We start from the raw sequence: 17089 nt of genomic DNA on the forward strand, positions 1-17089 counted from the left end.
GGGCGGGTGCCGGCTACAGCGCCGCGACGCCCGCCTCGGCCACCGCGATATCCTGCTCGACGCTGCCTGCACTGACCCCGATGGCGCCGACCACCACGCCGTCCTGCTCCAGCAGCAGTCCGCCGCCGAAGATGACCAACCCTCCGGAGAGTTGTTCTAGGCCATAGAGTTCGGCGCCGGGCTGGACCAGCCCCATCAATGCGCTCGTGGGTGCGTTCATCAGGATCGACGTCCGCGCCTTGCGTGTCGAGATATCGATGCTGGCCTTGATCGCCCCGTCCATTCGGGCGAACGCCACCAGATGCCCGCCGTCGTCGACCACGGCGATGTTCATCGGCTGGCCGATCTCACCGGCCTTGACGATCGCGGCATCGACGATGGCCTGCGCCTTGGTCAGGGGGAGCGATGTCATGGAGGACCCTTTCGGCTGGATGCAGCGGCGTGTGCTTCGGCCACGTCTGCAGTGGCCCCGAGTGCAGGCGCGATGTTAATGCCTCGAAGCCGTGCGTCGCGGCGATTCGTCGGGGTGGCCGCCGGACCCTAGCCAAAAGCACAGCCCAATGGACAGTAAAGCGGTTGGGACGCAGCAATAGTGATCACAAGATCGGCCGCCGGCGCCGCAGACTTCAGTTGTCAGTATCGGTGCAGTGCACACGTCAGGAGGATCGCGGCCAGTGTCGAACATCGACATCTTCGTCTGGGAGTTCATCGGGACGGCGATTCTCTGCCTCATCGGAAACGGGGCGGTCGCGGCCGTCGTGCTGAAGAACTCGTTCTCGCACGGTGGTGGCGGTGATTGGGTGGTCATCGTGCTCGGCTGGGGCTTCGCGGTGTTCACCGCGGCCAGCATTGCCAGCCCCTCCGGTGCGCACATCAATCCCGCGGTCACCCTCGCGGTCGCCATGTCGGGTGACATCGCATGGTCGACGGTGCCGGTCTACTGGGCCGCGCAGCTGTCCGGTGGATTCATCGGCGCGGTACTCGGTTGGGCCGCCTTCAAACTCCAGTACGACAACAACGACGACAACAGCGGGACCCGCGGCATCTTCTGCACTTCCCCGGCCATCCGTGGGATCCCGTGGAACCTCGTCACCGAGGTCATCGCGACGTTCGTGCTGATCTTCTGGATCATGACCAACCCGGACATCAACAGCGGCCTGGGGTACGGGGCGGTGACCTTCGTGATCATGGCGATCGGATTCGGTCTCGGTGGCCCGACCGGCTATGCGATCAACCCGGCCCGCGACCTGGGCCCCCGGCTGGCCTACGCGATCCTGCCGATCAAGGGCAAAGCCGACGCCGGGTGGGGTTACGCCTGGGTGCCGATCGTCGGACCGCTTCTCGGCTCCGCTGCCGCCGCCGGCTTGGCGCTCGCACTCATCTAGACGGGTGGATTGCAGACAATGGCAGTGCATTTGACACGCATCTACACCAGAACCGGTGATGCCGGCACCACCGCGCTCGGCGACATGTCACGAGTGCCCAAGGCCGATGCGCGTGTCGGCGCCTACGCCGACTGTGACGAGACGAACGCCGTCATCGGGGTCGCCATCGCCTGCGGCGGCGCAAGCGAGCGCACGCGCACAGTACTGCAACACATCCAGAACGATCTGTTCGATGTGGGTGCGGATCTGTGCACCCCCATCGTCGACGACCCGGAGTACCCTCCGCTGCGGGTCACCGACGAGCAGGTGAGTCGCCTGGAATCGTGGTGCGACGAATTCAATGCGGACCTGCCCAAGCTCGCCAGCTTCATCCTGCCGGGAGGCAGCACGGCGTCGGCGTACCTGCATCAGGCCCGCACGGTGGCTCGGCGCGCCGAGCGTAGCGGGTGGATTCTGGCCGGGTCCGCTCCGGTCAACGAGTGCGCGTTGCGCTATCTGAACAGGCTCTCGGATCTGCTCTTCATTCTGGCCAGGGTCGAGAATCCGGGAGGGGATGTGCTGTGGCGTCCCGGCGGCGATCGTGGTTGACAGCGAAATCCTTTGGCAGCAGCCATATCGCATGATCACTCTGAGGGCGGCGGCGGACTGGGTGGGCGTCCCGGTGAGCGTCGTCGCCGCGGTTCAGGGCTGAGAGCCTCCACCAGCGCCCCGCAGGTGCGCCATCGGCATCGGCACCACCGCGCCGTTGGGAACCGACATGCCGTCGCCCCAGTGCGCGGTCTCGGCGGTACGGGCGGCCAACATATCCAGCAGCGCGCACACGATATCGCCGTGCGTCACCACGGCTGAGTCAGCCCCGAGGCCGGCCAGTGCGGTGAGCGCCTCGGCCACCCGCGGCCTGGGATCCTCGAGCCTTTGCGGTGTGCGGGAGCCGATCGGGGCGGGCCCGGGGGTGGCGAGCCAGTCGCGCTCGCGCAACCGGGGGTCGACGATGACCGGTACCTCCAGGACGGTGGCCATTGCCGCGGCGGTCTGGCGGGTCCGCACCGCATCCGAGGTCACGATCTGGCCGATGTCGCGGTGCCGCAAGGAAAAGCCGGCGGCGTAGGCCTGCTCGATACCTTTTGCCGTCAACGGCGGGTGAGCGATCTGTCGCTGCATGAGGCCCCTTGCGTTCCAGGTGGACTCGCCATGGCGGATCACCCAGATCCGGCGCCCGGGTGTGCGTGCCGAACCGAGCAGTCGCATCAGACGCTCGATCGTTGCGCCTGCCGGAGTGTGGAGGTGCCGGGCACGAAGCCCGCGACCGCGCCGATCACCGTCGTGGCCGGCGGTCCGATACCGGCGTCTCGCGCCAGGCCGGCGATAGTGCTTACCGTGCCGCGGATTTCGAGTTGGCTGGACAGGCTGCCGTCCGCAACGACGGCGGCCGGGGTGTCCGGATGCAGTCCGGCGTCGACGAGCGTCCGGGTGATGGCCGCGAGGTTGGCGACCGCCATCATCAACACCAGCGTGGTGTTGGCGCGCGCCAGCGCCGCGTAGTCGATGGTGCATTCCGGATGCCCGGGTGGGACGTGGCCAGACACCACGGTGAATCCCTGGGTGAGACCCCGATGGGTGACCGGGATCAGCGCGGATGCCGGAGCCGCTATCGCGGAGCTGACGCCGGGGATCACCTCCACGGGCACACCGGCCCGCACGCAGCAGTCCAGCTCCTCGCCGCCGCGGCCGAACACGAATCCGTCACCGCCCTTGAGCCGCACCACGACCTGCCCGGCCTGGGCGCGAGAGATCAAGGCGCAGTTGATCTCGCTCTGCTCGGTGCGGCGGCCGCCGGGAATCTTGGAGACATCGATGATGTCGGCGTACGGTGCCAGCCGGCGCAGCACTCCGACGGGGGCGAGACGGTCGGTGACGACGACATCTGCGCCCACGATCGCGTCGCGGCCGGCGATGGTGAGCAGGCGCGGGTCACCGGGCCCGCCGCCGACCAAGATGACGCGTCCACCGGCGCGGTGACCATTCTTCGGACTCGGCGGATCGGGGTCCACCGAACACAGCACCGCGCGCCGCTGGGCTTCCTCGGCGATCCTGCGATTCTGCGTGTGGTCACCTGTGAGAGCGAAAACCAAGGTGACCGAGTCGAAGTCCCCGGACTGAATTCCGCGGTGGGCGACGGTGGCCAACCCGCGGGCCGCCAGGTCGCACAGGTAGGCGGTGGGTTGCTCGCTGATGACCGTCACGATCGCACCGGCATCGAGCATGGCCGCTGCGGTGGCCATCGCTCGCGGTGTCGCACCGGCAATGGTGACCCGCTGACCGCGCACTGCCAGATCGACGGAAACGGCCGGTGGCAGATCGACAGGCTTTGGGGGAGAGTGCGTTCGGTGCTTTCCGTGGTCTGCGGTCATGACCTGCTTCCGTAGAGCTCGCGGTGGACGACCTTCGACAGCGGTCGGCGGTCTTGCCAACCATGCCGTTCCAGGTCGGGGATCTGCTGTAGGGCGGTCACCGGTCCGAGGCACAGCCACGCGATCGGCCGGACGGGATCCGGGATGCCGAGGAGCCCACGCAGGTACTCCTCGCGAAAGAAGGACACCCATCCGACGCCGAGTCCTTCGGCAGTGGCGGCCAGCCAGAGGTTCTCGATCGCCAGGCACACCGAGTACAGACCGGCATCCGGGCTGGCATGTCTGCCGAGCACCGCGGTCCCGCCGCGCGCGTCATCGTAGGTGACCACGATGCTGACGGTGGACTCGCGGATCCCCTCGATCTTGATCCGGTCGAACGTCCCGGCTCGCTCGGGCGGCAGGCTGTCGTGGAAGCGTTGCCGCTCACCCAGCACATGGGCGTGGAACGCCGCCTTGGTCAGTGGGTTCTCGATGATCACGAAGTCCCACGGCTGGCTCATTCCGACGCTGGGCGCGGTATGGGCGGCCTGCAGTATCCGGGTCAGCACCGCGTCGTCGACGGCCGCTCCGGTGAACTCCGCGCGGACATCGCGCCGACGGCGGATCACGTCATACAGTGCGGTCGCGGGCACCGTCGTCACGGGTGCATCTGCCGGCTCTGGCCGCGCAGCGCGACCGAGATCAGCGCCGCGCGTTTGTGCACTCCGAGCTTCTTCATGATGTTCTGCAGGTGAAACTTGACGGTGGCTTCCGAGACGAACAACTGGGCGGCGATCGTCCGGTTGTCGAGGCCCTCGATGAGCAGGTCGAGGACCTCGCGTTCGCGGGCGGTGAGCACCGCAACGAGATCGTCGCGAAAATCCTTACGGGGACATCGCAGTTCGGCGATCACGGCGTTGACGCTGTGACTGTCGAGCGCGGATTGGCCGTTGATGACGCGATTGAACGTCGTGCGCAATTCGGTGGCCGTCGAACGCCGATCCACCAGGGCGTCGGCGCCGGCGCGCAGCAGGTCCAACGTGTTGGCCCCCTCGTCTTGGCTGTCCATCACGACGACCACCCGCGGCGTGACGTCCAGTTCCGCCAGCAAATCCGACAACACCAACGTGCGGTCCATTCCGAGCACGAGTAGTTCCGGGCGCAGCTCCCGGACGCGCTCGGCGAGCCCTTCGCCGTAGCGCAGGTCGCCGACGAACCGGATTCTCTCGATATGCGAGACCACGTGCACGAGTCCGTGGCGGAGAAGTTCGTCGTTGGCGACGATCGTGGTGCGGAGACTGGACGGATATCCCAAAAATGGCTGCTGGTAGTCAATTTGGGGTATCCGGGCAATCTCGGGGCGAGGCCTGAAGGTTGGCGTCTGGGCGTATCCGGTTGGTGACAAACTCATGGTTGACTCCGTCCTGCCATATGGCGGGCGAATGGTAGCTCCGGCACCGTTGCACCGAGGTTGCAATATGACCGACCAGTCACCGGGCGGGGTGGTGTGACCGGCGCTACCGGGAGATCACGCAGTCGCCACAGAGCCCCGCGCCGGGCACTTTGTAGAAGAGGCAGCAACTGTGCCTGGTGAAGTTGTCGCGGTCCAGCCGGCCCGCATCGGTCAGTGGCGTGTCGGCCAGCAGCGCCGCGACCAGTGCGCGCCCGGCGCGCTCGTGCTCGGGGTGCGTCAGCGCCAGGACGGTCACCGCGCCGTTTGCTGCAGATGCCAAGTTGCCGGTGCTGACCAGCGGGGACAACGCCGCAACGCCCCGCAGGGTCAGGTTCAGCGGGTCGAACAATGTCGGTAATGACGCCGCAATTCCGCGTGCCGCGGATTCGGTATCGCGCACAGCCCGAATTCCGATATCTCCCACGGAGAACACCGGCGCGTGATTCTGGGCGCTGAAGAACACCTTGTCCGGAGTGAGCACCGGGATCGCCTGACGGCACAGCGCTCCCGCGATCATCGGCGACAGCAGTCGGGCGGCCACCCCGAGTTGGAACGACGACGCGGCCACCCGGGCCTCGACGGTGTCGACGGGGACCCGTACCGATGTGGCGATGGCCGTTCGGGTGGCTTCGACGAACCGGGTCACCACCTCCGGGGTCGCCAGGTGGGGGTACCGCATCGCACCGGGTGCAACCGGGGGCAGCGCGAAGTAGCCGCCCATGCGGGACAGCTCCTCCAGGACATCGGTGGCGGTGCTCATCACCGTCTGACGGTAGTCACCGGGCACGGCCGGGACTACCTGCCTTTCCGGCGGGGCAGGCCGAAAACTGGCCAGACGGCTAGGTGCACCGGATGCTGCGGGTGACCACATCGACGTCCGTGAACCTGCCCGACCGGCAGCCGAATCGGCGATCAACGGCCAGTTCCGAGGGGTTGAGGTGGTGCACGGCGGGCGTGTGTGACCGCGTTCGGCGGCGCCGACGTGCTGTGACGCCGCCGCGGAGCGTGCAACCTCGGTGCAACGTGACGACCGCCACAATGTGAACACGTGACGGCGCCCCGTCACGCGGATGACATCCCGGGCGGGCTGTGCCCGCCCCGAATCTCTGGAGCAGTGCATGACGGAACCGAATCTCGACCCGGCGGTGGACTACCCGCTGAGCGTGCATCGCAGGGACCTGCTGTTCACTCCGACCGGAAAGTCGATCGACGCCATCACCATGGATGCGGTGATGGCCGGGGACGTGGAGGCGGCCGATCTGCGCATCACCCCTGAGGCGCTCAGGTTGCAGGCCCAGATCGCCGAGAAGTCCGGCCGGACCCAGATCGGGGCCAACCTTCGTCGCGCCGCGGAGATGACCGTGATCTCGGATGAACGTGTCCTGGAGATCTACAACGCACTGCGCCCCAACGCGTCCACCAAAGCAGAATTGGACGCCATCGCCGACGAATTGTCGACTCAATACCGGGCCGAACATCTCGCGCAATTGGTGCGGGAAGCGGCTGATGTCTATGAACGCCGCGATGTGCTCGCGGCCGGCGAATAGGAGATCGGACCAGTGACAGCATCGGCAGTTCCGCAGAATCCTGCGATGGGCAAGGACGGTGTCCGCCATTCACATCGCACGATGTTGCTGGAGGATCGTCCGGTCAACCTCGACGGTTTCGTCGAGGAGTGGCCGGAAGTCGGCATGGTCGCGATGGACAGCGCATACGACCCGGCGCCGAGCGTCCGCGTCGAGAACGGTGTCATCGTAGAGATGGACGGTATCGCCCGCGCCGACTTCGACTTCATCGACCAGTTCATCGCGGACAAGGCGATCGATGTGGATACCACCGTGGCATCGATGGCCATCGATGCCGCCGAGATCGCGACAATGATGGTGGATCCCAAGGTGACTCGGGCCCAGGTCATTGCGGTCACCAAGGGGCTGACCGCGGCCAAGCTGCTCGAGGTGGCCAAGACGATGAACATCGTCGAGATCATGATGGCGATGCAGAAGATGCGGGCCCGGCGCACCCCGGCCAACCAGGCACACTGCACGAGTGCACGGGACAACCCGGTGCAGGTGGTCTGTGAGGCAGCCGAGGCATCGATCCGTGGATTCGCGGAAGTCGAGACCACATTGGGCGTGGTGCGTTACGCACCGTTGGTGGCGATGGCCCAGCAGATCGGCAGCCAGGTCGGTACCGGCGGACCGCTGACCCAGTGCGCACTGGAGGAGGCCACCGAGCTCGATCTGGGTATGCGCGGGATCACCGGCTACGCCGAGACCATCTCGGTGTACGGCACCGAACCGGTGTTCGTCGACGGTGACGACACCCCGTACTCCAAGGCGTTCCTGGCGTCTGCCTACGCGTCGCGCGGAATCAAGATGCGCTTCACCTCGGGCACCGGATCAGAGGTGCAGATGGGCAATGCGCAAGGTAAGTCGATGCTGTACTTGGAGATTCGTTGCATATTGATCGCCAAGGGTGCCGGTGTGCAGGGCCTGCAGAACGGCTCGATCTCGTGCATCGGTGTACCCGGTGCGGTGCCGGCAGGCATCCGTGCGGTGGCGGCGGAGAACCTGATCGCTTCGGCGGTGGACCTGGAGTGTGCCTCCGGCAACGACCAGTCCTTCTCCCACTCGGCCATGCGGCGCACCGCGCGGTTGATGCCACAGATGATGCCCGGTACCGACTTCGTCTGTTCGGGCTACTCCGCGGTTCCCAACTACGACAACATGTTCGCCGGGTCCAACGTGGACAGCGACGATTTCGACGACTTCAACACGATCCAGCGGGATCTGCAGATCGACGGCGGCCTGCGCCATGTCAAGGAGTCCGAGATCCTGGCGGTACGAACCCGGGCGGCCAAGGCCCTGCAGGCAGTCTTCGCGCACCTCGACCTGCCACCCATCAGCGATGCCGAGATCGATGCGGCCGTCTATGCCAACGGGAGCCGGGAGTGCATCCCGCGGGATGTACTGGAGGATCTCAAGGGCGCCCAGCAGGTGATGGACCGCAATGTGACCGGACTCGACCTGGTCAAGGCGCTGGAGGCCACCGGATTCTCCGATGTCGCGTCCAACCTGTTGACCGTTCTGCGGCAACGTGTTTCGGGCGACCTCTTGCAGACATCGGCGATCATGACCCGTGATCTGGAGCCGTTGTCGGCGGTCAACGATGCCAATGACTACAACGGGCCCAACACCGGTTACCGGCCGTCGGGCGCGCGCTGGGAAGAGATGAAACGGCTGCGCCACGTCACCAGCGCATCGAACCCGGAACAGGAGGTGGAATGACCATGTCGCCCACATTGAACGACGCGCCGCGCACGCTGACCTTCGAGGAGATCGGTCCGGCGCAGCGCGGCACGCGCAGCGATGAGGTGGTGCTGGCCATCTCACCGGCCTTCGCCGACTTCTTCAGCCAGACCATCGTGGACATCCCGCACGCGGAGGTGGTGCGTCAGATCTTGGCGGGCATCGAGGAGCAGGAGGTCGCTGCTCGCTGTATCCGAGTCACCCACAGTGCCGACCTGGCGGTGTTGGCGCACACCGCGGCCAAGCTGTCGGGGTCGGGTATCGGAATCGGGATCCTGTCCCGTGGCACCTCGATGATCCACCAGCGGGACCTGCCGAGGCTGTCGAGCCTGGAACTGTTTCCGCAGTGTCCGCTGCTGACGTTGGAGACCTATCGCAATATCGGCGCCAACGCCGCCCAGTACGCGAAAGGGGAGTCCCCGGAGCCGGTTCCGACGCTGAATGACCAGATGGCGCGGCCGCGGTGGCAGGCCAAGGCGGCGCTGTTGCACCTCAAGGAGACCGAACAGATCCGCAAGGGTGCCAAGCCCGTCGAGGTGGTCGCCAGGTTCTCTGCCGCCGCCGTCTGAACTTGGCGCCGGACAATCTCCGAGCAGGACAAGGAAAGGGGTTCGATCGGTGAGTGTGACGGTGGTCGGGGTCGATATCGGCAACTCCACGACCGAGGCCAGCGTCGCCCTCATCGACCGGGACGGGTCGGTGCGCTACGTCGGCGTCGCCCTGACCCGGACGACCGGGATCAAGGGCACCGTCAAGAACGTCGACGGTGTGGTCACGGCGGTGACCCGCGCCGCCCAGGACGCCGGGATCCGGCTGGCCGACCTGGATGTGATCCTGCTCAACGAGGCAACACCGGTGATCAGTGGATTGGCGATGGAGACCATCACCGAGACGATCATCACCGAGTCGACCATGATCGGCCACGATCCCCGCACGCCGGGAGGCCGGGGGCTCGGCGTCGGCACCATCGTCGACTTCGGGGCCCTTCCCGAGACGGAGCCCGGGGATCGCGTGATCGTGGTGGTACCACGGGGTGTCGACTTCGACCTCACCGCGAGCACCCTCAACGCCGCGGTGGAACGCGGGGTCGATGTCACCGCCGCGATTCTGGGTAACGACGATGCGGTGCTGGTGGCCAACCGGCTGAACCGTCCGATCCCGATCATCGACGAGGTGTCGCGGGTCGACGCGGTGCCGGTGGGCATGTTGGCGGCGGTGGAGGTGGCCGGACCGGGTCAGTCGATTCGTACCTTGTCCAATGCCTATGGCCTGGCGACCATTTTCGAGCTCGACCCCGATCAGACCCGGGTGGTCTCCCCGGTGGCGCGGGCGTTGACCGGTAATCGTTCGGCCGTCGTGATCCGCACGCCCTCCGGTGATGTCGAGGACCGGACGATTCCGGCCGGGTCCCTGGAGTTCATCGGTGCCGCCAAACGCGGGAGCATCGACGTCTCGCGTGGCGCAGCGGAGATCATGGCCGAGGTGGAAAGGGTCAGCCCACTGCGCGATGTGCTGGGGGAGTCCGGGACCAACACCGGCGGCATGATCTCCAACGTCCGCCAGAGCATGGCCGATCTGTCCAAGCATGCGTTGGCCGATGTGCACATCCAGGACCTGCTGGCCATCGACACCCTGGTGCCGCAGGAGGTTCGCGGTGGTGTGGCCGGCGAGGTCGCCCTGGAGAACGCCGTCGCGCTGGCGGCCATGGTGCGCACCAAGGAGAGCGGTATGCAGGCGGTGGCCTACGCGGTGGCGGCCGCGCTCGCCGACGCCGGTTGCGGGCGGATCGCCGCGGTGGTGGGAGGGGTGGAGGCCGAGATGGCGGTGCTCGGTGCGCTCACCACGCCGGGCACCGACAAGCCACTCGTCGTGCTGGACATGGGCGGCGGCTCCACCGACGCCGCGGTGATCGACAGCGACGGCGCCACCCAGGCGGTGCATCTGGCCGGTGCCGGAGACCTGGTGACCAAACTGATCGATGCCGAGTTGGGTCTGGACAACCTCGAACTGGCCGAGGAAATCAAACAGTTCCCGCTCGGCAAGGCGGAGAGCTTCTTTCATGTGAGGCTGGAGAACGGTACCGTTCAGTTCTTCGAGAAGCCATTGTCGCCCAACGCGTTTGCGCGCGTGGTGACGCTGACGGCAACGGGGATGAATCCGATCCCGACCCGGCATTCGCTGGACCGGATCCGCGCGGTGCGCCGCACGGCCAAGGAGCGCGTGTTCGTCGTGAACGCGCTGCGGGCGCTGCGCGGTATCGCGCCGCACGGTGATCTGCGCCGGATCGGATTCGTCGTGCTGCTGGGGGGATGTGCACTGGATTTCGAGATTCCCGACCTCATCGCGGATGCTGTGGCTCCCTATGGAATCGTCTGTGGCACAGGGAACGTGCGAGGTACCGAAGGGCCGCGAAACGCGGTCGCCTCGGGCCTGGTCGCCGCGTATGCCGCGACCCACGGGGCTCCGGACAGGATCTCGGTCGATGCTTGAGGGTGGTCAGCCTGAGAAGCCCGCCATCTTGGTGATCAGCGCCGCGCAATCGGCCATCGAGGTCGAGGTGCTGGCCGGGATCGAGGAGGAGGGGGTGCCCTACGTCCTGGAGCGGACGACCGGCGATCGGTCTGCCGTCGACCTGGCGCGCCGCGCCGCGGAGAGGTCCTCGTTGGAGGTCGGTGTCGGGGCCGACCGCACGGGCCGGGTGGCCATCATGCATGCCAAGCTGCCGGAATCGGTTGCCGGATTGTTCAGCGAGGCCCCCGCGACGGCTGCGGTGGCTCGGGTTGCGGGTCACAATGCCGCACGCATCGTCGTCGGAATCCCGCTGCGGTCGGCTCCCCGGTGACCGTCGCCCCGGTCGACAACCCGCAACTGCGGGCGCAGATCCTGGACTCGCTGCGCACCATCGACGATTCGGTCAAGGCGCAGAGCGCCCTGTTGAACGGCTGTTGCGACGCCGAATGGCTCGATGACGACTCCCGGACCTCGGTGCGGTGGCTGCTGTCGGCGCTGCGCGAGCATCGTCGAAACCTGCGCAAGATGTCGCGGGTGTGGCGCGCGCTGGGCGTCGACGACCACATCGACGGCGAGCTGGTCGCGGCCACCGCGGATCTGCTCGACGAGCATCGTTCCTTCCGGCCCCATATCGAGCACTGGCGTGCGGCCGCAGTAGCGGGTATCCGTTCGGACCGGTCGCGGTTCTGGCGCGACATGCTCGATCTCGCCGAGTCGAATCTGCGCAGCGCGAGCTGATCCCGCGAATCTGATCGGATTCGTCCAGAAGCGATTCACCGCGGCCACACGCCGGGCGGAAATGGACATTCTGGGGTGGACACGGCCGCGTTTACGGACGATACTGCTGTATCAAAGGTTGGGAATCAGACCTTTAGGTTGTCTCGCGGTGAGCAGCCGGACGCGTGAACGTATGACGCCGGTTTCGCGACCGGGTCCAGACCGGCGCACCAGCGCACGGAATATCAAGAGCCCCACAAGAATCTGATTGCACTGTGAACGAAGGAGTTCCAAGTGGCCGGTGTTGAAGAACACCTCGAGAGTGCGGACTATCTGCAAAAGCGTCAGCTCAAGTCGGGCACCGCGGGCTGGGTGCTGTTGGCCGGTCTCGGCATCAGCTATGTCATCTCCGGTGATTACTCGGGCTGGAACTTCGGCCTCGCGGAGGGTGGTTTCGGCGGGCTGGCCATCGCGGCCGTCATCATCGCCGGCATGTACCTGGCGCTGGTGCTGGGCATGGCGGAGCTGTCCTCGGCGCTGCCTGCCGCCGGTGGCGGCTACACCTTCGCGCGGCGGGCGCTCGGTCCTTGGGGTGGTTTCGCCACCGGCACAGCCATTCTCATCGAGTACGCCATCGCGCCGGCGGCCATCGCCACCTTCATCGGGGCCTACGTCGAGTCGCTGGGGCTGTTCGGCATCACCGACGGCTGGTGGGTGTACCTGGCCGCGTATCTGATCTTCATCGGTATCCACCTCGCGGGTGTGGGTGAGGCGCTCAAGGTGATGTTCGTGATCACCGCGATCGCGCTGGTCGGCCTGCTGGTGTTCGCGATCGCCGCCATCGGGCATTTCGACGTCGCCAATCTCACCGACATGGCCGTCGACGAGACCGCCGCCGGCGCCTCCAGTTGGCTGCCCAACGGCTACATGGGCATCTGGGCGGCCTTCCCGTTCGCCATCTGGTTCTTCCTCGCGATCGAAGGCGTGCCGCTGGCGGCCGAGGAGACCGCCAACCCGGAGCGGAACGTGCCGCGCGGCATCATCGCCGGCATGGCCGTGCTGCTGGTCACCTGCGCGACCGTGCTGATCCTCACCACCGGCGCCGGCGGAGCCGACGCGATGTCGAGCTCGGGTAACCCACTCGTGGAGGCGCTGGGCGACGGGACAGCCGCCAAGGTCGTCAACTACATCGGCCTCGCCGGTCTGATTGCCAGCTTCTTCTCCATCATCTACGCCTATTCGCGACAGTTGTTCGCGCTGTCGCGGGCCGGGTACCTGCCCAAGACGCTGTCGGTGACCAACGCGCGCAAGGCACCCTTCCTCGCCTTGCTGGTGCCCGGGATCATCGGGTTCGTGCTCTCCCTGACCGGCCAGGGCGCGATGCTGCTGAACATGGCGGTCTTCGGGGCGGCACTGAGCTATGTGCTGATGATGATCAGCCATATCGTGCTGCGCCGCCGCGAACCGGAGATGCCGCGTCCCTACCGCACCCCGGGCGGCGTCGTGACCACCGGCTTCGCCCTCGTCATCGGCGTGTTCGCTGTCATCGCGACCTTCCTGGTCGACCCCGTCGCCGCCGGGTGGTGCCTGGGTGTGTTCGCCGCGTTCATGCTCTATTTCGCGGTGTACAGCCGCCACAAACTGGTGTCGAATTCCCCCGATGAGGAATTCGCGATGCTCGCGAGAGCGGAGAGCGAGCTCAAGTGATCTACCGGCAGCAGGTCTCGGGCGTCAGCTACGCCTTCGACGGACTCGTGGAGGTGATGGCCAAGGCCACACCGCTGCGCTCGGGCGACCAACTCGCCGGGTGCGCCGCCGAACACGACGCGGAACGCGCGGCCGCCGCGTGGGTGCTCGCAGACCTGCCGCTGGACACCTTCCTCAATCAGGACGTTGTCGACTACGACACCGACGAGGTGACCCGGCTGATCATGGACACCCATGACCGCCAGGCCTTTTCGGCGATATCGGGACTGACGGTGGGCGGCCTGCGGGACTGGCTGCTGGAGACCTCCTCGCATGACGACAGCGCCATGCGGATCGCGTCCATCGCCCCGGGGCTGACCCCCGAGATGGTGGCCGCGGTCAGCAAGATCATGCGCAACCAGGACCTCATCGCGGTCGCGGCGGCCACCACGGTCACCGCGTCGTTCCGCACCACCGTCGGGCTGCCCGGCACCTTGGCGACCCGGCTGCAGCCCAACCATCCGACCGATGACCCGCGGGGTATCGCGGCCGCCGTGCTGGATGGGCTGTTGCTGGGCTGCGGGGACGCGGTGATCGGCATCAACCCGGCGACGGATTCCCCGCAGGCCACCGCCGACCTGCTGGTGCTGCTCGATTCCATCCGCACCCGCTACGACATCCCGGTGCAGTCCTGCGTCTTGTCGCACATCACCACCACCATCGGGCTGATCGAGAGCGGCGCACCGGTCGACCTGGTGTTTCAGTCCATCGCCGGCACCGAGGGCGCCAACTCCGCCTTCGGCGTGGATATCGCGCTGCTGCGGGAGGGCCGCGAGGCCGCCATGAGCCTGGGGCGGGGGACCGTCGGCGACAACGTGATGTACCTGGAGACCGGGCAGGGGTCGGCGCTCAGCTCACACACCCACCTGGGCGTCGGCGGCAAACCGGTCGATCAGCAGACCCTGGAGACGCGGGCCTATGCGGTCGCGCGTGATCTGAACCCGCTGCTGGTCAACACCGTCGTCGGCTTCATCGGCCCCGAATACCTGTACGACGGCAAGCAGATCATCCGGGCCGGCCTCGAAGACCACTTCTGCGGCAAGCTGCTCGGGCTGCCGATGGGCGTCGACGTCTGCTACACCAACCACGCCGAGGCCGACCAGAACGATATGGACACCCTGCTGACGCTGCTGGCTGCGGCCGGGGCGGCGTTCGTGATCACCGTTCCGGGAGCCGATGACGTGATGCTCGGCTATCAGAGCCTGTCCTTCCACGATGTGCTGACCACCCGCCGCACCCTGGGGCTGCGGCCGGCGCCGGAGTTCGAGGACTGGCTGCGCAAGGTCGGGATGGTCGACGAGACCGGCCGGCTGACACCGTTCGATCTGACGCACTCACCGTTGCGTGCGCTCACCTCTGCCACCTGAGGAGCGGCGTGACATCTGATCCCGCGGTCCAGGAGTTCTGGGCCGAACTGCGCAAGACCACCCAGGCCAGGATCGGTTTGGGCCGGGCCGGTACCGCGCTGCCCACCCGTGAGGTCCTGGAACTGGCGGCCGCGCACGCCGCGGCCCGCGATGCCGTCCACATCCCGTTGGACGCCGATGCGCTCGCCGCTGCGGTGCGTGCGGCCGGCATCGGCGATCCGGTGCTGGTGACCAGCCGGGCCACCACCCGCGATGAATACCTGCGCCGCCCGGATCTGGGCCGGATGCCCTCGGATGACATGGACGTACCGCCCAGCCCGGCCGATATCGGCTTCGTGCTGGCCGACGGACTGTCGCCGACCGCGCTGAGCCATCACGGGGCCGCACTGCTGACGGCCCTGGTGGATCGGTTGGGTGATCGGTACACCCTGGCGCCGCCGGTGATCGCCACCCAGGCCCGGGTGGCGCTCGGCGATCACATCGCGGCCGCGCAGGGGGTGCGCACACTGGTGCTGATCATCGGGGAACGTCCCGGTCTGAGCGTCGCCGACAGCCTCGGCATCTACCTGACGCACCTGCCGCGGCCCGGCCGCACCGACGCCGATCGCAACTGCATCTCCAACATCCACCCGCCCGACGGGCTGGGATACACCGAGGCGGCACGGGTGGCCGCCGGCCTGATCGGCGGGGCGGTGGCGCTCGGGCGGTCCGGCGTCGACCTCAAGGACACCTCGCGGTCCCTGGAATCCCTCGACCGTGACGTCGATCGCGAGATCTCCTGAGATTTGTCGCCGTCGTCGTCACGTCGGGCCGCGGTTTGGGCGTTTTGACCTGGGGTGACGGCGGCCGGTAAGCTGCTGCGTTGGCGTGTGCTGCCCCACCGGGCATACGGGTCCCGGGTCAACGTCGGTCGCCGGGTAACCCCGAGCGCGTCCGCCTGACCGGCACCGTAACCCGAGAGTAGAAGGTAAGCACTGTGCCTACTTACACGCCGAAGGCGGGTGACACCACGCGGTCGTGGTACGTCATCGACGCCCAAGACGTGGTGCTCGGCCGTCTCGCCGTCGAAGCAGCAAAGCTGCTGCGCGGCAAGCACAAGCCGACATTCACGCCCAACGTTGACGGTGGCGACTTCGTCATCGTCATCAATGCCGAGAAGATCGCCGTCAGCGGCGACAAGCTCACCAACAAGTTCGCTTACAGCCACTCGGGTTACCCGGGCGGTCTGCGCAAGCGCACCATCGGCGAGCTGCTGGAGAAGCACCCCACCCGTGTCGTGGAGAACGCCATCATCGGAATGCTGCCGCACAACAAGCTGAGTCGCCAGGTGCAGAAGAAGCTGAAGGTGTACGCCGGCCCGGAGCATCCGCATGCCGCGCAGCAGCCGATTCCGTTCGAGATCAAGCAGGTGGCGCAATGACCGAAGTGAACGAGACCGAGGTTGTCGAGGTGGACGTGACCGAAGACGCCGCGCAGGCGCCCGAGGCGACCGAAACCGTCGACGAGAGCGTTGTCGTGGAAGCCGCAGTCGAGGAAGCCGCTCCGCGCGAGCCGATCTACATCGACCGCCCCATCCAGACCGTCGGTCGCCGCAAGGAAGCCGTCGTCCGAGTGCGTCTGGTGCCCGGCACCGGCAAGTTCCACCTCGACGGACGCAGTCTGGAGGCCTACTTCCCGAACAAGGTGCACCAGCAGCTGATCAAGGCTCCGCTGGTGATCGTGGATCGGGTGGACAGCTTCGACATCTACGCCCACCTCGACGGCGGCGGCCCGTCCGGGCAGGCCGGCGCACTGCGTCTGGCCATCGCGCGTGCACTGATCATCGTGCAGCCCGAGGACCGTCCGGCCCTGAAGAAGGCCGGCTTCCTCACGCGTGACCCGCGCGCCATCGAGCGCAAGAAGTACGGCCTCAAGAAGGCCCGTAAGGCTCCGCAGTACAGCAAGCGCTGATCTGTTCAGTCTGGACACCGCCGGGTGTGGATTCCGATCCGCACCCGGCGGTTTCTTTTTATCGTGACCTTGTTTGCTGAGCTCTCGGCGGTAGGGCGTGGGTAACGAGGTCGCGGGTGTCGCCACGTCCGGGCCCATGACTGTTCATCACGGCGTTTTGGCCTGCAAAGCCATCGCTGACAGCGAACTCCCGGGACCCGGCGACATGTTGGCCCTGACAGCGATGTTTGCGGGGCAGGTTTGACACCGCACGCAACGGTGA

General features: G+C 66.8%; 19 protein-coding genes. 13 read left to right on the forward strand and 6 right to left on the reverse strand.

Features of this window, described 5'->3' with window-relative positions; genetic code table 11:
- Positions 1–13: 13 nt before the first annotated feature.
- Positions 14–412, reverse strand: a complete 399-nt coding sequence (locus C6A86_RS05410) for a heme-binding protein (protein ID WP_105364769.1) — start codon at positions 410–412, stop codon at positions 14–16.
- Positions 413–674: 262 nt separating this feature from the next.
- On the opposite strand from C6A86_RS05410, the gene C6A86_RS05415 reads away from it, so the two are divergent.
- Positions 675–1385: an MIP/aquaporin family protein gene (locus tag C6A86_RS05415; RefSeq protein ID WP_105364768.1), complete on the forward strand. Its 711-nt coding sequence runs from the start codon at positions 675–677 to the stop codon at positions 1383–1385.
- 18 nt (positions 1386–1403) lie between these two features.
- Positions 1404–1973, forward strand: a complete 570-nt coding sequence (locus C6A86_RS05420) for a cob(I)yrinic acid a,c-diamide adenosyltransferase (RefSeq protein WP_105364767.1) — start codon at positions 1404–1406, stop codon at positions 1971–1973.
- A 93-nt stretch (positions 1974–2066) separates the two neighbouring features.
- On the opposite strand, the gene C6A86_RS05425 is transcribed toward C6A86_RS05420, so the two are convergent.
- The 5 genes from C6A86_RS05425 to C6A86_RS05445 form a co-directional block, all read right to left on the reverse strand.
- Entirely contained in the window at positions 2067–2633 is a 567-nt protein-coding gene (locus tag C6A86_RS05425; protein WP_105364766.1) for a histidine phosphatase family protein, read from the reverse strand.
- A complete protein-coding gene (cobA, locus tag C6A86_RS05430) occupies positions 2633–3667 on the reverse strand; it encodes a uroporphyrinogen-III C-methyltransferase (protein ID WP_233213125.1) in 1035 nt (344 codons plus the stop codon). The genes C6A86_RS05425 and cobA overlap by 1 nt, the downstream gene beginning before the upstream one ends.
- A gap of 125 nt (positions 3668–3792) precedes the next feature.
- Positions 3793–4437, reverse strand: coding sequence for a 5,6-dimethylbenzimidazole synthase (gene bluB / locus C6A86_RS05435; RefSeq protein ID WP_199196306.1), 645 nt, complete (start codon positions 4435–4437; stop codon positions 3793–3795).
- Positions 4434–5090: a response regulator transcription factor gene (locus C6A86_RS05440; RefSeq protein WP_105364764.1), complete on the reverse strand. Its 657-nt coding sequence runs from the start codon at positions 5088–5090 to the stop codon at positions 4434–4436. Before C6A86_RS05440 ends, bluB begins: the two co-directional genes overlap by 4 nt.
- Positions 5091–5292: 202 nt before the next feature.
- Entirely contained in the window at positions 5293–5988 is a 696-nt protein-coding gene (locus tag C6A86_RS05445; RefSeq protein WP_158263298.1) for a (2Fe-2S)-binding protein, read from the reverse strand.
- A gap of 358 nt (positions 5989–6346) precedes the next feature.
- Between C6A86_RS05445 and C6A86_RS05450 the strand changes: the two genes are divergently transcribed.
- The 11 genes from C6A86_RS05450 to rpsI all read left to right on the forward strand — a co-directional run bounded on the left by C6A86_RS05450 (position 6347) and on the right by rpsI (position 16827).
- Entirely contained in the window at positions 6347–6775 is a 429-nt protein-coding gene (locus C6A86_RS05450) for a diol dehydratase small subunit (RefSeq protein WP_264057275.1), read from the forward strand.
- Between the two features lie 12 nt (positions 6776–6787).
- A complete protein-coding gene (locus C6A86_RS05455; protein WP_311101048.1) occupies positions 6788–8515 on the forward strand; it encodes a propanediol/glycerol family dehydratase large subunit in 1728 nt (575 codons plus the stop codon).
- 2 nt (positions 8516–8517) lie between these two features.
- On the forward strand, positions 8518–9105 hold the full coding sequence (locus tag C6A86_RS05460) for a propanediol/glycerol family dehydratase medium subunit (protein ID WP_304466004.1): 588 nt from the start codon (positions 8518–8520) through the stop codon (positions 9103–9105).
- A gap of 49 nt (positions 9106–9154) precedes the next feature.
- Entirely contained in the window at positions 9155–11026 is a 1872-nt protein-coding gene (locus tag C6A86_RS05465) for a diol dehydratase reactivase subunit alpha (protein ID WP_105362415.1), read from the forward strand.
- Positions 11019–11378, forward strand: coding sequence for a glycerol dehydratase reactivase beta/small subunit family protein (locus C6A86_RS05470; RefSeq protein ID WP_105362416.1), 360 nt, complete (start codon positions 11019–11021; stop codon positions 11376–11378). Before C6A86_RS05465 ends, C6A86_RS05470 begins: the two co-directional genes overlap by 8 nt.
- Positions 11375–11785 (forward strand): hypothetical protein, encoded by a 411-nt coding sequence (locus C6A86_RS05475; RefSeq protein ID WP_105362417.1) that lies wholly within the window; start codon positions 11375–11377, stop codon positions 11783–11785. The genes C6A86_RS05470 and C6A86_RS05475 overlap by 4 nt, the downstream gene beginning before the upstream one ends.
- A gap of 273 nt (positions 11786–12058) precedes the next feature.
- Positions 12059–13471: an ethanolamine permease gene (gene eat, locus C6A86_RS05480; protein ID WP_105362418.1), complete on the forward strand. Its 1413-nt coding sequence runs from the start codon at positions 12059–12061 to the stop codon at positions 13469–13471.
- Entirely contained in the window at positions 13468–14877 is a 1410-nt protein-coding gene (locus C6A86_RS05485; RefSeq protein WP_105362419.1) for an ethanolamine ammonia-lyase subunit EutB, read from the forward strand. Before eat ends, C6A86_RS05485 begins: the two co-directional genes overlap by 4 nt.
- A gap of 8 nt (positions 14878–14885) precedes the next feature.
- Positions 14886–15659, forward strand: coding sequence for an ethanolamine ammonia-lyase subunit EutC (gene eutC, locus C6A86_RS05490; protein ID WP_105362420.1), 774 nt, complete (start codon positions 14886–14888; stop codon positions 15657–15659).
- Between the two features lie 194 nt (positions 15660–15853).
- The gene (gene rplM, locus C6A86_RS05495) at positions 15854–16297 is read left to right on the forward strand and encodes a 50S ribosomal protein L13 (protein ID WP_057167120.1); all 444 of its coding nucleotides are present in this window, start codon (positions 15854–15856) and stop codon (positions 16295–16297) included.
- Positions 16294–16827, forward strand: coding sequence for a 30S ribosomal protein S9 (rpsI, locus tag C6A86_RS05500; RefSeq protein WP_105362421.1), 534 nt, complete (start codon positions 16294–16296; stop codon positions 16825–16827). Before rplM ends, rpsI begins: the two co-directional genes overlap by 4 nt.
- The last annotated feature ends 262 nt before the right edge of the window (positions 16828–17089 follow it).

Source organism: Mycobacterium sp. ITM-2016-00316 (genome assembly GCF_002968335.2).
GTDB lineage: Bacteria > Actinomycetota > Actinomycetes > Mycobacteriales > Mycobacteriaceae > Mycobacterium.

Bases quoted from the DNA above. Each gene is read 5' to 3' on its own strand.
- C6A86_RS05410 (WP_105364769.1), bottom strand. From the start codon at position 412: ATGACATCGCTCCCCCTGACCAAGGCGCAGGCCATCGTCGATGCCGCG.
- C6A86_RS05420 (WP_105364767.1), top strand. From the start codon at position 1,404: ATGGCAGTGCATTTGACACGCATCTACACCAGAACCGGTGATGCCGGC.
- C6A86_RS05425 (WP_105364766.1), bottom strand. From the start codon at position 2,633: ATGCGACTGCTCGGTTCGGCACGCACACCCGGGCGCCGGATCTGGGTG.
- cobA (WP_233213125.1), bottom strand. From the start codon at position 3,667: ATGGCCACCGCAGCGGCCATGCTCGATGCCGGTGCGATCGTGACGGTC.
- C6A86_RS05445 (WP_158263298.1), bottom strand. From the start codon at position 5,988: ATGAGCACCGCCACCGATGTCCTGGAGGAGCTGTCCCGCATGGGCGGC.
- C6A86_RS05450 (WP_264057275.1), top strand. From the start codon at position 6,347: ATGACGGAACCGAATCTCGACCCGGCGGTGGACTACCCGCTGAGCGTG.
- C6A86_RS05460 (WP_304466004.1), top strand. From the start codon at position 8,518: ATGTCGCCCACATTGAACGACGCGCCGCGCACGCTGACCTTCGAGGAG.
- C6A86_RS05470 (WP_105362416.1), top strand. From the start codon at position 11,019: ATGCTTGAGGGTGGTCAGCCTGAGAAGCCCGCCATCTTGGTGATCAGC.
- rpsI (WP_105362421.1), top strand. From the start codon at position 16,294: ATGACCGAAGTGAACGAGACCGAGGTTGTCGAGGTGGACGTGACCGAA.